At 62.6% G+C, this 16,007-nt stretch carries 13 protein-coding genes; 9 read left to right on the forward strand and 4 right to left on the reverse strand.

The annotated features are described in order from the left end of the window. Positions 1-57: 57 nt before the first annotated feature. Entirely contained in the window at positions 58-507 is a 450-nt protein-coding gene (cadR, locus tag BBF94_RS10130) for a Cd(II)/Pb(II)-responsive transcriptional regulator (protein ID WP_065258904.1), read from the reverse strand. A gap of 84 nt (positions 508-591) precedes the next feature. Here cadR and BBF94_RS10135 point away from each other — a divergent pair, with 84 nt between their 5' ends. The 7 genes from BBF94_RS10135 (at position 592) to BBF94_RS10165 (ending at position 9,602) form a co-directional block, all read left to right on the forward strand. Beyond that, positions 592-2,847, forward strand: a complete 2,256-nt coding sequence (locus tag BBF94_RS10135) for a heavy metal translocating P-type ATPase (protein WP_065258905.1) — start codon at positions 592-594, stop codon at positions 2,845-2,847. A gap of 16 nt (positions 2,848-2,863) precedes the next feature. Continuing rightward, entirely contained in the window at positions 2,864-3,727 is an 864-nt protein-coding gene (locus BBF94_RS10140; protein ID WP_064600177.1) for a LysR family transcriptional regulator, read from the forward strand. A 169-nt stretch (positions 3,728-3,896) separates the two neighbouring features. Next, complete coding sequence (locus tag BBF94_RS10145; protein WP_065258906.1) at positions 3,897-4,973, forward strand: putative 2-aminoethylphosphonate ABC transporter ATP-binding protein; 1,077 nt, start codon at positions 3,897-3,899, stop codon at positions 4,971-4,973. Next, a complete protein-coding gene (locus BBF94_RS10150) occupies positions 4,973-6,697 on the forward strand; it encodes a putative 2-aminoethylphosphonate ABC transporter permease subunit (protein WP_065258907.1) in 1,725 nt (574 codons plus the stop codon). Before BBF94_RS10145 ends, BBF94_RS10150 begins: the two co-directional genes overlap by 1 nt. A 35-nt stretch (positions 6,698-6,732) precedes the next feature. Continuing rightward, the gene (locus BBF94_RS10155) at positions 6,733-7,758 is read left to right on the forward strand and encodes a putative 2-aminoethylphosphonate ABC transporter substrate-binding protein (protein ID WP_065258908.1); all 1,026 of its coding nucleotides are present in this window, start codon (positions 6,733-6,735) and stop codon (positions 7,756-7,758) included. Between the two features lie 153 nt (positions 7,759-7,911). After that, entirely contained in the window at positions 7,912-9,045 is a 1,134-nt protein-coding gene (locus tag BBF94_RS10160; protein WP_065258909.1) for a TIGR03364 family FAD-dependent oxidoreductase, read from the forward strand. Then, positions 9,045-9,602 carry a phosphonate degradation HD-domain oxygenase gene (locus tag BBF94_RS10165; protein ID WP_065258910.1) on the forward strand — a complete coding sequence of 186 codons (558 nt, stop codon included), beginning with the start codon at positions 9,045-9,047 and terminating at the stop codon, positions 9,600-9,602. Before BBF94_RS10160 ends, BBF94_RS10165 begins: the two co-directional genes overlap by 1 nt. Positions 9,603-9,731: 129 nt before the next feature. On the opposite strand, the gene BBF94_RS10170 is transcribed toward BBF94_RS10165, so the two are convergent. Together BBF94_RS10170 and BBF94_RS10175 are read right to left on the reverse strand one after the other, a co-directional pair. Next, positions 9,732-11,108 carry a GTPase/DUF3482 domain-containing protein gene (locus BBF94_RS10170; protein ID WP_065258911.1) on the reverse strand — a complete coding sequence of 459 codons (1,377 nt, stop codon included), beginning with the start codon at positions 11,106-11,108 and terminating at the stop codon, positions 9,732-9,734. Beyond that, positions 11,101-12,474: a DUF2868 domain-containing protein gene (locus BBF94_RS10175; RefSeq protein ID WP_065258912.1), complete on the reverse strand. Its 1,374-nt coding sequence runs from the start codon at positions 12,472-12,474 to the stop codon at positions 11,101-11,103. Before BBF94_RS10175 ends, BBF94_RS10170 begins: the two co-directional genes overlap by 8 nt. Before the next feature lie 85 nt (positions 12,475-12,559). Between BBF94_RS10175 and BBF94_RS10180 the strand changes: the two genes are divergently transcribed. After that, positions 12,560-13,072 carry a dihydrofolate reductase gene (locus BBF94_RS10180; protein WP_065258913.1) on the forward strand — a complete coding sequence of 171 codons (513 nt, stop codon included), beginning with the start codon at positions 12,560-12,562 and terminating at the stop codon, positions 13,070-13,072. Positions 13,073-13,176: 104 nt separating this feature from the next. Here the strand turns inward: BBF94_RS10180 and BBF94_RS10185 are convergent, their stop codons facing one another. Beyond that, positions 13,177-14,568, reverse strand: a complete 1,392-nt coding sequence (locus BBF94_RS10185; protein ID WP_065258914.1) for an L-cystine transporter — start codon at positions 14,566-14,568, stop codon at positions 13,177-13,179. A 241-nt stretch (positions 14,569-14,809) separates the two neighbouring features. Between BBF94_RS10185 and BBF94_RS10190 the strand changes: the two genes are divergently transcribed. Next, a complete protein-coding gene (locus BBF94_RS10190) occupies positions 14,810-15,871 on the forward strand; it encodes an HAD family hydrolase (protein WP_065258915.1) in 1,062 nt (353 codons plus the stop codon). The last annotated feature ends 136 nt before the right edge of the window (positions 15,872-16,007 follow it).

The following is a 16,007-nucleotide window of genomic DNA, read 5'->3' on the forward strand; positions in this document are numbered from 1 at the left end:
AGCGTCACGGGATTCATTCCCACGCAGAGCGTGGGAACGAGCGATGTTGTGGTGTTGTCAGTGGCCGTGGCTTCGGCCCACATGGGAATGCTCGATCTCCGTCGCCACAACCCCGCCACTTACTTCCAGCCGCTGCAATATCCCGCACTGATCCGCTTCCGGCCCTTCGCCACAACGCTGGCGCAGGTCGAGCAGTTGCGTCTGCAACGCCAACAACCCGTCGATCCGCGCCTTGACGTGCTGGATGTGCTCATCGATCAGCGCATTCACGCTTTCGCACTGATCCTGCGGGCTGTCGCGCAAGGCGAGCAGGCTGCGGATTTCTTCGAGGGTCATGTCGAGGGTGCGGCAGTTGCGGATGAAGGTCAGGCGCTCGGCGTGGGCCTGGGTGTAGACGCGGTAGTTGCCATCGCTGCGGGCCGGTTCCGGCAGCAGGTTTTCGCGCTCGTAGTAGCGGATGGTTTCCACGGCGCAATCGGTCTGTTTCGCCAGTTCTCCGATCTTCATGACGGCAATCTCCAAAAGGGTGCTTGACCCTATAGTGGCTACAGGGTCTTTACTTGGCAACAGGCACCTTCATGGACGCGACCAATGAGCGATTCCCGGCACACCCACAAATCCCACGCGGAACACGACCACAGCCACACATTGCAGCCTGTGCATAAACACAACCACGGCGCTGATGCCTGCTGTGCATCAAAAGCCGCGGCCCCGTCGCTGATTCGACTGAGCGAGGCGAAAAGCGCCGACGCCCGGGTGAGCAGTTTCCGCATCGAAGCAATGGACTGCCCGACGGAACAGACGCTGATCCAGAACAAGCTCGGCAAACTGGCCGGGATCCAGCAGCTGGAATTCAACCTGATCAACCGCGTGCTCGGCGTGACTCACAATCTGCCGGACACCTCGCCGATCATCGACGCGATCAAATCCCTCGGGATGCAGGCCGAGCCGCTGGAGGCGGGCGTTGATGCTCCGGCCGTCGCCCCGGTGAAAAAACACTGGTGGCCGCTGGCGCTGTCCGGCGTCGGTGCGCTCGCGGCCGAAGTGATCCACTTCACCAGCGCCGCCCCGACCTGGGTGGTGGCGATCATCGCGTTGATCTCGATCCTCAGCGGCGGCCTCACCACCTACAAGAAGGGCTGGATCGCCCTGAAGAACCGCAACCTCAACATCAACGCCCTGATGAGCATCGCCGTGACCGGTGCGGTGTTGATCGGCCAGTGGCCGGAAGCGGCGATGGTGATGTTCCTGTTCACCGTGGCCGAGCTGATCGAAGCGCGCTCGCTGGACCGCGCACGCAACGCCATCAGTGGTTTGATGCAGATGACGCCAGAACAGGCGACTGTGTTGCAGGCTGACGGCAACTGGGTCGAACTGGATGTGAAAAGCATCGATCTCGGCGCCCGTGTGCGGGTAAAACCGGGCGAGCGCATCGCCCTGGACGGTGAAGTCGTCAGCGGCAGTTCGACCATCGATCAGGCGCCGATTACCGGAGAAAGCCTGCCGGTGGAGAAAACCGTCGGCGACAAAGTGTTCGCCGGCACCATCAACCAGGCCGGTTCGCTGGAATACACCGTGACCGCAGCGGCGAACAATTCCACTCTGGCGCGGATCATCCACGCCGTGGAACAGGCGCAAGGTGCACGGGCGCCGACCCAGCGCTTCGTCGATCAGTTCTCGAAAATCTACACCCCGGTGGTCTTCGTTCTGGCCCTGGCCGTGGCGATCATCCCGCCGCTGTTCATGGGCGCCGCGTGGTTCGACTGGATCTATCGCGCGCTGGTGCTGCTGGTGGTCGCTTGCCCGTGTGCATTGGTGATTTCCACCCCGGTGACCATCGTCAGCGGCCTCGCGGCGGCGGCGCGCAAAGGCATTCTGGTCAAGGGCGGCGTGTACCTGGAGGGCGGTTTCAAGCTCGACTATCTGGCCCTCGACAAGACCGGCACCATCACCCACGGCAAACCGGTGCAGACCGACTACCTGTCCCTCGACCCGACCGCCGACGCCACGGCCCCGGCGATTGCCGCCGCACTGGCCGGGCGTTCCGATCACCCGGTCTCGCTGGCCATCGCCAATGCGGCTGTGGATAAAGGTTTCGCGACGCTGGCTGTGGATAACTTCGAAGCGCTGGCCGGACGCGGCGTAAAAGGCGAGGTCAACGGCCAGGCTTATCACTTGGGCAACCATCGATTGGTCGAAGAGCTGGGCCTGTGCTCGCCGCAACTGGAAGAAAAACTGTTTGCGCTGGAGAAACAGGGCAAGTCCGTGGTGTTGCTGCTCGACCGCTCCGGCCCGCTGGCGCTGTTCGCCGTGGCTGACACGGTCAAGGAAACCAGCCGCGAGGCGATACGTCAGTTGCATGATCTGGGCGTGAAAACCCTGATGCTCACCGGCGACAACGTCCACACCGCGCAGGCGATCGCGGCGCAGGTCGGCATCGATCAGGCCAAGGGCGACTTGTTGCCGAGCGACAAACTGCAAGCCATCGAGGACTTGTACGCGCAGGGCCGTCGGGTAGGCATGGTCGGCGACGGCATCAACGATGCGCCGGCGCTGGCTCGGGCGGAGATCGGTTTTGCGATGGCGGCGGCCGGTACCGATACGGCCATCGAGACCGCTGATGTCGCCCTGATGGACGACGATCTGCGCAAGATTCCGGCCTTCATCAGCCTGTCGCGCCATACCGCCGCTATTCTGAAACAGAACATCGCACTGGCGCTGGTGATCAAAGCGATCTTTCTTGGGGTAACCTTCGCCGGGCTCGCCACCATGTGGATGGCGGTGTTCGCCGACATGGGCGTCAGCCTGCTGGTGGTGTTCAACGGTTTGCGCCTGTTGCGCAAATAGAGGAAGAGGGACGGTTGTGCTGAGTGCCGAGCTGAAAGCGTTTTACATGGTGGCCCGTCTGGGCAGTATCACCCTGGCGGCGAAAAAGCTCGGCCTTAGTCAACCGACCGTGACCACCCAGATCCGCAACCTGGAAAGCCAGTATTCGGTGGAGCTGTTCTATCGAGGTGGCCGGCGCCTGAGTGTCAGCGACGAAGGCGCGCGGCTGTTGCCGATGGTCAAGGCGCTGTTGCAGCAGGAGGCGGATATCGAGTTCTTCCTGCGCAACAGCGGCCAGGTGCAGGGCACCCTGCGCATCGCTGCCACCGCGCCGTATTACATCCTCGATCTGGTGAAGACCTTCCGCGAGCGCCTGCCGCAGGTGGAAGTGTCGGTGGAAATCGGCAATTCACAGCAAGTGCTCGAAGCGCTGGAGGATTATCGGGTGGATGTCGCGGCGTCCTCCCAGTTGCTCGATGATGCTCGGCTGATCCGCCGGGTGCTCGGCAGCGATCCGCTGGTGCTGGCGGTGCATCGCAATCATCCGCTGGCGGCGCACGACCACGTGACGCTGAGCGCCTTGGCCGGACATACCCTGTTGATGCGCGAACCGGGTTCGACCACTCGGCGGCTCACCGAAGAATTGCTGGCCAGCGCCGGGGTCAGTTTCGGCCCGTTGCTGGAAATCGGCAGCCGCGAATCGATCCGCGAGGCGGTGCTGCGCAATATCGGCATCAGCATCATTGCCCGTCAGGAAGTGCCGCACGATCCGCAGTTGCGGGTGCTGACCCTGGAGAATGCGCCGCAGATTCCGGAATACCTCTACTGTCTCAAAGAGCGCAAGAATGCGCGCTTGCCGGCGGCATTTCTTGGACTGGCACAGGAAATGTCCCCGGCCTGATTCCCTGAATACCACTAATGATCGTTCCCACGCTCCGCGTGGGAACGATCCGCGATCTGAGGCGAACCAAAATCCCCGAATACCACTATCGGTCGATTTTGCCTCGTTGCCATATGACCGACGCATTACAACTCTAGGATTCGTCTCATCTGCTTGATGAGGCCTGTCCATGAACCCTGCAATCGCAACTGCCCTGACCAACCCCGGCGCACCCATGAAAGTGCGCGGCGTGCAGAAGCGCTTCGGCGCCTTCACGGCGCTGGATAACGTCTCTCTCGATGTCGCGGCCGGTGAGCTGGTGTGTCTGCTGGGCCCGTCGGGCTGCGGCAAGACCACGTTGCTGCGCTGCATCGCTGGTCTGGAGAAGCAGGACAGTGGCGAGTTGTACCTGGGCGAGCGCGACGTTTCCCACCTCGCGCCACAGGCTCGGGACTACGGCATCCTGTTCCAGTCCTACGCGCTGTTCCCCAATCTGACTGTCGAAGCGAACATTGCCTACGGCCTCGCCGGCAGCGGTCGCGACGAAGTACGCCGTCGCGTCGGTCAGATGCTGGAACTGGTCGGCCTCAGCGGCAGTGAGAAAAAGTACCCGGGCCAGTTGTCCGGCGGCCAGCAGCAGCGGGTGGCACTGGCCCGGGCCCTGGCGCCGGCACCGTCGCTGCTGTTGCTCGACGAACCGATGTCGGCCCTCGACGCACGGGTTCGCGAGCATTTGTGCACCGAGCTGCGTCAACTGCAACGTAACCTCGGCATCACCACCCTGATGGTCACCCACAATCAGGACGAAGCCATGCTGATGGCCGACCGCATCGCCGTGATGAACAACGGCAAGGTCGAGCAGTACGCCACCCCTCAGGAAATCTACAACCGCCCGGCCACGCCGTTCGTGGCCGAATTCGTCGGCCAGGGTAACTGGCTGCCGTTCCAGCGCAGCAGCGACAGCCACGCCAAGGTCGGCGGGATGAACCTGCGCCTGGCCGACGGCAGCGTCCACAGCCCGTCGGGCCGGTTGTTCTGCCGCCCGGAAGCGATCAACGTCAATCCGCTGGTGCATGAAGAAAACCTGTTCCCGGCCAAGGTCCGCGAGATCACCTTCCTCGGCAACCGCTGCCGCATGAGCTTCGAGCTCGATCAATTGCCCGGTCATGCCTTGCTCGCCGAACTGGCGCCGGAAGCCATGCCGCGCCTCGGTGCCCGGCAGATCATGGTCGCGCTGCCGCCGCGCAGCCTGCAGGTGTTTGCCTGATGAGCGCGAACATGGCGCTGCCGCTACCGCACAAGCAGGCACGGCAGGTGTCCGGGGCCGAGGTCGGCGACCGGATCTTCGTCCTCGGCGGCAAACTTCTGTTGCTGGCGCTGATCGGTGTGGCGGTGCTGTTGCCATTGCTGGCGATCTTCTGGCGCGGCTTCAGCAGCGAAGCCGGGCAGGGCGGCGGCTGGCTGGCCGCAAAGGAACTGGTGACCAGCGACAACTTCCATTGGCTGCTCGGCAACAGCCTGAAGGTTTCCCTCAGCGTCGCCGCCATCGTCGTACCGCTGGCCTATCTGTTTGCCTACGCCCTGCAACGCACGTTGATTCCCGGCAAAGGCATCTGGCGCGGGATTTCGCTGCTGCCGTTGATGGCGCCGTCGATGCTGCCGGGAATCGCGCTGGTCTATCTGTTCGGCAATCAGGGCCTGTTGCGCGGGCTGCTCTCGGACAACATCTACGGTTTCTGGGGGATTGTTCTGGGTGAAGTGATCTACACCTTCCCACACGCCTTGATGATTTTGCTGTCGGCGCTGTCGTTGGCGGATGCGCGACTGTTCGACGCCGCGTCGAGCATGGGCGCCAGTCCGGCGAAGGCCTTTCGCAGCATCACCTGGCCGGCAACTCGCCAGGCGGTGTTCGCCGCGTTCTGCCTCGTCTTCACCCTGACCATCACCGATTTCGGCGTGCCGGTGGTGGTCGGTGGCGACTATCAGGTGCTGGCGCTGGAAGCCTACAAAGCGGTGGTCGGCCAGCAGCAATTCGGTCGCGGTGCGTTGATCGGCATGGTTCTGCTGCTGCCGGCGCTGTTCAGCTTCGGTGTCGATGCCTGGCTGCGTCGTCGTCACGGCGACTCCATGAGCGGTCGCGCCCAGGTATTCAAACCGGCGCCATCAAAGAAGCGCGATGCCTGTTATCTGGCCATCGTCCTGCTGATCAGCGCGGCGTTGCTGCTGGTGTTCGGCATGGCGGTGTTCTCGTCGCTGGTGAAGTTCTGGCCGTACAACCTGTCGCTGTCGCTCAACCACTATCAGTTCAACGAGACCGCCGGCGGTGGCTGGCTGGCCTACGGCAACAGTCTGAAGATGGCGCTGGGCACGGCGTTGATCGGCAGCGTGCTGATCTTCACCGGCGCCTACCTGATGGAAAAGACCCGCAGCCAGCGCGGACTGAATCTGACGCTACGCATGCTCAGTTTCGTACCGATGGCGGTGCCGGGACTGGTGCTGGGGCTGGGTTACGTCTTCTTTTTCAACCTGACCGGTAACCCGCTGCATGTGCTGTACGGGAGCATGACGCTGCTGATCGTCTGCACCATTGCTCACTATCTGACCACCGCGCAGATGACCGCCACCACCGCGCTGCGCCAGCTCGACGCCGAGTTCGAAGCCGCCGCGCTGTCGCTCAAGGCACCGCTGTACCGGCATTACCTGCGGGTCACCGTGCCGATCTGCCTGCCGGCACTGCTGGACATCGTGCGCTACCTGTTCGTCTCGGCCATGACCACCGTTTCCGCAGCGATCTTCCTTTACAGCCCCGACACCATCCTCGCCGCGGTGGCGGTGCTGAACATGGATGACGCCGGCAACGTCGGCGGTGCGGCGGCGATGTCGGCCCTGATTCTGTTCACCTCGGCGGGCGTGTCGTTGCTGCTGGCGTGGGCTTCGCGCGGCTTGCTGCGCCGTTCCCAGGCCTGGCGGCAAACGGCGCCCGGCCACTGATTTTCCCAACCTCAACTCAAGACAGGAAAACGATCATGTTCAAGCCTATGGCCCTGGCCGCTGCTGTGCTCGCTACTTTCAGCCTGAATGCCTTCGCGGCGAAAACCGAGTTGACGGTGTACACCGCCCTCGAAGCCGAACAGCTCAAGAGCTATAAGGAAGCGTTCGAAAAGGCCAACCCGGACATCGAGATCAAGTGGGTGCGCGATTCCACCGGGATCATCACCGCCAAACTGCTGGCCGAAAAGGCACGTCCGCAGGCTGACGCGGTGTGGGGCCTGGCGGCGTCGAGCCTGGCGATCCTCGACCAGCAAGGCATGCTGCAAAGCTACGCGCCGAAGGATCTGGGCAAGATCGGCGCGAACTACCGTGACGCCGCCAACCCGCCAGCCTGGGTCGGCATGGACGTCTGGGCCGCGACCATTTGCTTCAACACTGTCGAGGCCGAGAAGCAGGGCCTGAGCAAACCGGTGAGCTGGCAGGACCTGACCAAGCCTGAGTACAAAGGCAAGATCGTGATGCCGAACCCGGCGTCGTCCGGTACCGGTTTCCTCGACGTCAGCGCCTGGCTGCAAACCTTCGGCGAGAAGCAGGGCTGGGCCTACATGGACGGTCTGCACCAGAACATCGGCCAGTACGTTCACTCCGGTTCCAAGCCTTGCAAACTGGCGGCGGCCGGTGAGTTCCCGATCGGGATTTCCTTTGAATATCCAGCTGTTCAGTTGAAGCGTCAGGGTGCACCGCTGGACATCATCCTGCCGAAAGAAGGCCTGGGCTGGGAGATCGAAGCGACTGCCGTGATCAAAGGCACGCCGCATGAAGAAGCCGCGAAGAAACTGGCCGACTTCTCCGCCAGCGCCCCGGCGATGGATCTGTACAAGGAAAACTTCGCCGTTCTCGCCCAGCCGGGCATCGCCAAGCCGCAGACCGAACTGCCGGCCGACTACGAACAGCGCCTGATCAAGAACGACTTTGCCTGGGCCTCGAAGAACCGCGACGAGATCCTGAGCGAATGGCGCAAGCGCTATGACGGCAAGTCCGAGAAAGTCGCCGCCAAATAACTAACTCACACATCTGTGGCGAGGGAGCTTGCTCCCGCTGGAGCGCGAAGCGGTCCCGAATTCTGCAAACGGGCACTCTACACCTGCTGAATTCACGACGGCTGCGCAGCCGAGCGGGAGCAAGCTCTCTCGCCACAAAACCGGGATTGCCCTATGACTCATCACAAAGACTTGCTGATCGTCGGTGCCGGCATCCTCGGCCTGTCCCACGCTTATGCCGCCGCCAGACGCGGTCTAAAGGTCACGGTTTTCGAGCGCACTGCCACGCCTATTGGCGCCTCGGTACGCAACTTCGGCCAGGCACTGGTCACCGGTCAGCCACCGGGTCCGATGCTTGAACTGGCCAAGGTCAGCCGCGAAATCTGGGGCCAGTGGGCGCAGCTCGCCGGCCTGCAACTCAAGCGCAATGGTTCGTACCTGTTTGCCCGTACCGAAGCCGAGGAACATTTGCTCGAAGCCTTCTGTGCCGGACGCGCTGTTGAGCATGACTACCGCGTCGAGTTGCTGCGCGGTGCCGCGATGCGCGATCTGTATGGCGGCCAGTTCAGTCATCACCGCGCCGCTCTGCATGGCCTGGACGATCAACAGCTGTATTCCAGGGAGGCGATTCCAGCGCTGATCGAATACCTGCGCCGTGAGCTCGGCGTCGAGTTTCACTTCTCGACGCTGGTGCGCGATGTCGAACCGGGGCGCCTGCACAGCACCGCCGGGATCTTCACTGCCGAGCAAATCATCGTCTGTTCCGGCCACGATTATCAGACCTTGCTGGCCGAGCCGATTGCCGCTCTCGGCCCGCAAATCTGCCGTCTGCAAATGCTTCGCGCCCGGCCGCAGATGGACCTGAACCTGCAACACGCCTTACTCACCGGCCTCAGCTGCGTGCATTACGGCGCTTTCGCTGACTTGCCGGAAGCGGCGGCAGTACAGGCGCAGATCCTGCGCGAGCAACCGCACTTGCCGGAAAACGGCATTCACCTGCTGATCAGCCCGACGCCTTATGGCGAACTGATCATCGGTGATTCACACCATTACGGCAGCGATCCTTCGCCGTTCAACGCCGAGCAGGTCGACAACTGGATGCTCGAACTGGCCGAACAGACCCTCGGCTGCAAGGTGCAAGTGGTCGAGCGCTGGCAGGGTGTCTATGGTTCCCGGGGGCCAGGGCCGTTTTCGTTCCTGCGTCCGGCGCCGGGGCTGAGCGTGGCGCTGATGCACAGCGGCGTCGGCATGAGCGTCGGCCCGGCCATGGCCGAGCGCAATGTTGCACAGCTTTTTGGAGGGAACTGATGTCGAGTCACGGGCAAGTCATCGACCGGGTATTCGGCCTCTATGAGCGCTTTGGCGCCAGTGACTACATCGGCGAACCGGTGTCGCAGATCGAGCACATGTCCCAGGCCGCGCAACTGGCCATCGCCGAAGGCTTTGACGATGAGGTGGTGCTCGCTGCGTTCTTCCACGACATCGGTCACTTGTGTGCCGAAGGCGCGGAAAACATGGGCGGTTACGGCATCGTCAGCCACGAACGACTGGGTGCGGACTATTTGCGTGAGGCCGGATTCAGCGAACGCCTGGCGCGGCTGGTGGAGTATCACGTCCAGGCCAAGCGTTATCTGACGCTCAGGGAAACCGGCTACTACGAGCGCTTGAGCGAAGCCAGCCGCCGCACCCTGGAGTATCAGGGCGGGGTGATGACCGAGGCTGAAGCCGATGCGTTCGAGCAGGATCCGCTGTGCGCCGTCAGTCTGCGGATGCGCCAGTGGGATGAACTGGCGAAGGAGATGGACGTACCGGTGATGGATCTGGGCGTTCTCAAAGACAAAGCGGCGCGGCTGCTTGCTGCGTAAGTCTTTGGATCGAGGTGCTGCATTCGCGAGCAAGCTCGCTCCCACAAAGGTCTTTGGTAAACACAGACCCTGTGAACGCTCAAAGTACCTGTGGGAGCGAGCTTGCTCGCGAAGACGATGGATCAGGCACTAAAGCTCTGTGGCCAGCAACTCAATCTGCTCCTGCCGCTCAGCCTGATTCAGCTTCGGATGGGGATTGAGCGAAGACCACTGCGGATGGGCCCGGGCCTTGTTCAACGCTTCGGGTAACTTGCCTTCGCGCCAGGTCTTGTCCTGCGGTGTCGCCACTTGAACGGCATCCATCGCCGCATGGCCTCGGGCATTCAGCGCCTGCAGCAGTTGCCGCTGACGCAATGCCAACAGGCGCAGCACGTTGTCGTCGACCGTCAGTTCTCGCTGCCCTTTGATCTTGCCGAGCAGGCGATTGCCATAACTGCGGGCGGTTTGCAGGGCGCCGCCGGCAATTGCACCGGCCAGCGCAGCGGCGCCGAGGGTGATGCCGCCCACCAGCAGGTCCACCCCGGCGCCGGCTGCCGCGCCGGCCGCGATCCCGCCGCCGACCCGCACGCCCAGTTGCTTGAGGGTTTCCGGGTTGAACAGGTCATCGCCCCAACGCCCGTCGAGCAGCGGCAGATCGCTGGCGGCAGCGTCCTGCGGGCGGAAGGCGTAGAGCTTGAGCAGCGCTTCTACACAGCGTTGTTCGCGTTGGCGCACGGCTTTGCGCAGTTCGCTGATGGCCTGTTGTTCCTGCTCGGCGTTGCTCGCCACGCTGCGCCGGCACGCGGCGCAGTCGATCAACAGTTCGGCGATCAGGCGTGCGGCGCTTTGCTCGCGGGCGAGACGTTGGGCCTGTTGATCGGCGATCAGGCGTTCAAGTTGTGGGCGGGCGTTTTCCAGCAACAGGGCAAGGCTTTCATACAGTCGTCGCTCGCCATCTTCCGGCGGGGCAACGCTGTCGAAACGCACCAACGCATGCAGTCCCAGACGCGCCAGCGCTTCACGCCAGTCCGGCTCGCGGTGGTTGGCACTGCTGACGAAATTCAGCACCGGAAGCAGCGGCTTGCCGCAGCCGGCCAGCACTTGCAGTTCATCGCGATACTTGGCCAACACCGGTTCGCGGGCGTCGATTACATACAGGCCGGCGTCGGAGTCGAGCAGTTGCCGCAGCACCTTGGCTTCCTGTTCAAAACGCTGGCGTGCCTCGCTGCCGTCGAGAAACCGCGCCAATCGCGCCGGGCCGTCGAGGCGTTCGCCCGGTCGTTCCAGACGCTCGAGAAAATCCAGCAGGGCGATGGCGTCTTCCAGACCGGGCGTGTCGTAGAGGTCGAGCAACGGCTCGCCATCCACCGATAACCGCGCACCTTCGACATGCCGCGTGGTGCTCGGGCGATGGGACACTTCACCAAAACCGACATCGCGGGTCAGAGTGCGCAGCAGCGAAGTCTTGCCGACATTGGTGTGGCCGACCACCGCCAGTTTCAGCGGCGCTTTCCAGGCATCAGTCATGTCCGTGCTCCAGCCAGTTCAACGGGGCGCTATCGGCAAATGAGAGTTCCAGCTGTTGCAGCGCGACCTGCCAGTCACCGAGGCGCTCGGCGTCCAGGGCTTGTCCTGGCGGCGCCTGCAACAGCCAGATGCGGGTTGCGGCGGCACTGCGCGCCAGCTCGGCGATCAGCGCCAGACTGCCGCGATCCGGCGAACGCCTGGGGTCACAGGCAATTGCCAGTCGCGCCGGCGGAAAGCGGCTGAGCTGTTCGAGCAGTTTGTTGCGCGATTCACGGCTGTCGAGGATACCGGCGTTGCCGACGTTTTTCGGCAGTGCCGGTGGCCACGGGTGTTGATCGTCGAGTTCGATCGCCACCAGCAACGCGCCATCGCTGGCGAGCTCGCCGACGGCGCTTTCGACGCGGTGCAATTGCGCAGGCTCGGGGTCGGTGACGCCGAGGCGTTCGCTGGTCGGCATCAGGCGCTCGCGCAACTGGGCGTAGCCTGGCAGGTTCAGGTCCAGACGCAACGCGGCTTTACCGCGGCTCCAGCGCCAGAAGCAGAACAGCGCCAACAGCAGGCGAGGCAGCACGCCGTACACCACCAGCACGCCGACCAGCCATGTCGCCCAGGCCTGACGGGCGCTTTCGATGTTCAGCGCGGTGTCGCCGCTGGCGCGGATCATGTCCACGGTGGGTACGTTGAAGCCCAGCAGCGCCGGCAATGCGCCGAGGGCCCGGGTCATGTCGATGAACGTGTCGGCACTGAGAATCGTGGTTTCCCAGACGAAGCCGTAGCGCCGGGTCGCCATCAGCGTCAGCAGCAAAACCAGCGTGCTGAGCATCGCCAGCAACCACAGGCCATTGACCAGCGTACCGAGTGCCCAGCGATTGAGTTTCTGACGTTGCAACATCAGCAGCAGGGCCGGCGCCAGTTGCGCAGCCTTGGCATCGCGGGCGAGTTTTTCACTGAGCCACAGCCACAGGCGACCCAGAGTGGCGCCATGTTCGCCGGCAAAAATCAGCCCAAGCACCCAGCTCAACAGCAAAATCAGATTCAGCCCGAGCAGGCTGCCCAGGGCCCAGAACACATTGACCGGCGTCTGGCCCAGTGCGGCGAAGGCCAGACCCGCGCCGCTCAACACGGCGAGGATCGCCAGCAGCACCAGCGCCAGTCGTGCGCCCTGCAGCCAGTGCTTGAGTGCCGAGGTCAGGCCATCGCGCTCGGCCAGCCACAGGGCGCGGCGTTGAATGCGTCCCGACAGATCGCCACCGGCCGCACGGGCCAGACGATTGGCTTCCTGATCGTCCAATGGGCCTGCGTGTTCTTCGCGCAGGCGCACGGTTTCGGTGAGCCAGAGGTTTTGCAATGGAGTCAGTTCAGTCACGCGGCATCCCGATGCTTGATTGAGCCGTGAGCATAACCGCTGTGGCGCTTATCGGGGTAAGCACGGCTCTGGTATCCTCGCCGGCATGACTAAATCACTCCCCCTCAGCCTGATCGCAGCCCTCGGTGAAAACCGCGTGATCGGCGTCGACAACAGCATGCCCTGGCACCTGCCGGGAGACTTCAAATACTTCAAGGCCACGACGCTCGGCAAACCGATCATCATGGGCCGCAAGACCTGGGATTCACTGGGTCGCCCATTGCCGGGCCGTTTGAACATCGTAGTCAGCCGTCAGCAGGATCTGGTGCTCGAAGGTGCGGAAGTCTATCCGTCGCTGGAAGCCGCCGTGGTTCGCGCCGAAGAATGGGCGAAAGAGCAGGGCGTCGACGAGTTGATGCTGATTGGCGGGGCGCAACTGTATGCGCAAGGGCTGGAGCAGGCGGATCGTCTGTATCTGACCCGTGTGGCGCTGAGCCCGGAAGGGGATGCGTGGTTTCCGGAGTTCGATCTGAACCAGTGGAAACGGGTGTCGAACGTGCCGAATCCGGCTGAAGGCGACAAACCGGCTTACCACTTCGAAGTCTGGGAAAAGGCTTAGAACTGTGGCGAGGGAGCTTGCTCCCGCCGGGCTGCATGGCGCCCCAAAATATCAGGGTCGCTTCGCAACCCAGCGGGAGCAAGCTCCCTCGCCACGAAGGTCAATCAAGCCTGAGCAAGCTCCGCATGCTCATCGGCTTCCAGCAGTGCCTTGTCGGTCTGCTGCATCACCTGACTGGTAATCGCGCCAGCGGTGATCGAACCACTCACGTTCAGCGCCGTACGGCCCATGTCGATCAACGGCTCGACCGAAATCAGCAACGCCACCAGCGAAACCGGCAAACCCATGGCCGGCAGCACGATCAGCGCGGCGAAAGTCGCACCGCCGCCCACGCCTGCCACACCGGCCGAACTCAGGGTCACGATCGCCACCAGCGTCGCGATCCACAGCGGATCCAGCGGGTTGATACCCACGGTTGGCGCAACCATCACCGCCAGCATCGCCGGGTACAGACCGGCGCAGCCGTTCTGGCCGATGGTCGCGCCGAACGAGGCGGCGAAGCTGGCAACCGATTGCGGAATGCCCAGACGCCGGGTCTGCGCTTCGATGCTCAGCGGAATGCTGGCGGCGCTGGAGCGGCTGGTGAAGGCAAAGGTCAGCACCGGCCAGATCTTGCGGAAGAAGCGCAGCGGGTTGATCCCGGCCGCCGACACCAGCAAGCCGTGCACCACGAACATCAGGCCCAGGCCGAGGTAAGACACCACCACGAAACTGCCGAGCTTGATGATGTCCTGCAGGTTGGAACCGGCCACCACTTTGGTCATCAGCGCCAGCACGCCGTACGGAGTCAGCTTCATCACCAGACGCACCAGACGCATCACCCAGGCTTGCAGGGTGTCGATGGCGTTGATCACTTTCTGACCTTTCTCGGCGTCATCCTTGAGCAGTTGCAGCGCGGCAACCCCCATGAACGCGGCGAAGATCACCACACTGATGATCGAAGTCGGCTTGGCACGCGCCAGGTCGGCGAACGGGTTCTGCGGGATGAACGACAGCAGCAATTGCGGCACATTGAGGTCGGCGACCTTGCCGGCGTAGTCGGTCTGAATGGTTTGCAGACGGGCCATTTCCTGCGTCCCGGCGACCAGGCCTTCGGCGGTCAGGCCGAACAGGTTGGTCAGGCCGATGCCGATCAGCGCGGCAATCGCGGTGGTGAACAAAAGCGTGCCGATGGTCAGGAAACTGATCTTGCCCAGCGACGAAGCATTGTGCAGACGGGCCACGGCGCTGAGGATCGAGGCGAACACCAGCGGGATCACGATCATCTGCAGCAGTTGCACGTAACCGTTGCCCACCAGGTCGAACCAGCCGATCGAGGCTTTCAGCACCGGGTTGCCGGCACCGTAGATCGAGTGCAGCGCGACGCCGAATACCACGCCCAGCACCAGGGCGAGCAGGACTTTTTTCGCCAGGCTCCACGAGGTGTGACGGGTTTGCGCCAGACCGAAGAGCAGGGCGAGGAACACCAGCAAGTTGAGAATCAGAGGCAGATTCATGGGGACTCCAGAAAAGACTGTGCCAACAACCTTCCGGGGCTGTTGCGAACCGGCAAGCCTAACAGCTTGATTTCCAATGATTTAATACCGAAATCAAAGGTCGTCCGTCGTTTTTGGAATAAGCGGGTGTCGCTCTCGGGGATGCAGCTGGCGTGAAACGGACGTGGACGGTCGCTGACAGACGAGGACTGTCACATTTATTTGTTAGCGTCGATTTCTTTGACCCGGGGAGAAAGCGTCGATGAAGTTCACACCGAAATTTCTGGTTGTCGCACTGACTGTGGGAATGGGCCTGGCCACTCAGGCATTCGCCACCGACCTGAAACACTGGCCGGCAGATCAGGCCAAGGCGCTCGACGCGATGATCGCGGCCAACGCCAACAAGGGTAACTACGCGGTGTTCGACATGGACAACACCAGTTATCGCTATGACCTCGAAGAGTCGCTGCTGCCGTTCATGGAAAACAAGGGCCTGATCACCCGTGACAAGCTCGACCCGTCGCTGAAACTGATGCCGTTCAAGGACACCGCCGACCACAAGGAAAGCCTGTTCAGCTACTACTATCGCCTCTGCGAAGTCGACGACATGGTCTGCTACCCGTGGGTGGCGCAGGTGTTCTCCGGTTTCACCCTCAAGGAACTCAAAGGCTACGTCGACGAACTGATGGCCTCGGGCAAGCCGGTACCGGCGACCTATTACGAGGGTGATGTGGTGAAGAACATCGATGTTCAGCCGCCGAAGGTCTTCACCGGCCAGGCCGAGCTGTACAACAAGCTGATGGAGAACGGTATCGAGGTTTACGTGATGACAGCCGCCTCCGAAGAACTGGTGCGCATGGTCGCGGCCGATCCGAAGTACGGCTACAACGTCAAACCGCAGAACGTGATTGGCGTGACCACGTTGCTGAAGAACCGCGAGACCGGCGAACTGACCACCGCACGCAAGCAGATCACCGCCGGCAAGTATGACGAAAAGGCCAACCTCGGCCTGGAGCTGACGCCTTACCTGTGGACACCGGCAACCTGGATGGCCGGCAAGCACGCGGCGATCCTGACCTACATCGACGAATGGAAAAAACCGGTGCTGGTGGGCGGTGACACCCCGAGCAGCGACGGCTACATGCTGTTCCACGATGTGGACGTGGCCAAGGGCGGTATCCACTTGTGGGTCAACCGCAAGGACAAGTACATGACCCAGCTCAACGGCATGATGGCCAAGCATGCGGCAGCTCAGGCCAAGGAAGGTCTGCCGGTGACGGCGGACAAGAACTGGGTGATCGTGAAGCCGGAAGAGATTCAGTAAACCTTTCTACGATGATCGTTCCCACGTCGAACCGTCCGCGTGGGAACGCAGCCCGTGACGCTCCGCGTCACTGGACGCAGAGCGTCCCTTGAGGCATTCCCACGCAGAGCGTGGGAACGATCAATCGGCTAAATCG

This window comes from Pseudomonas bananamidigenes (genome assembly GCF_001679645.1).
GTDB classification, from domain to species: Bacteria; Pseudomonadota; Gammaproteobacteria; order Pseudomonadales; family Pseudomonadaceae; genus Aquipseudomonas; species Aquipseudomonas bananamidigenes.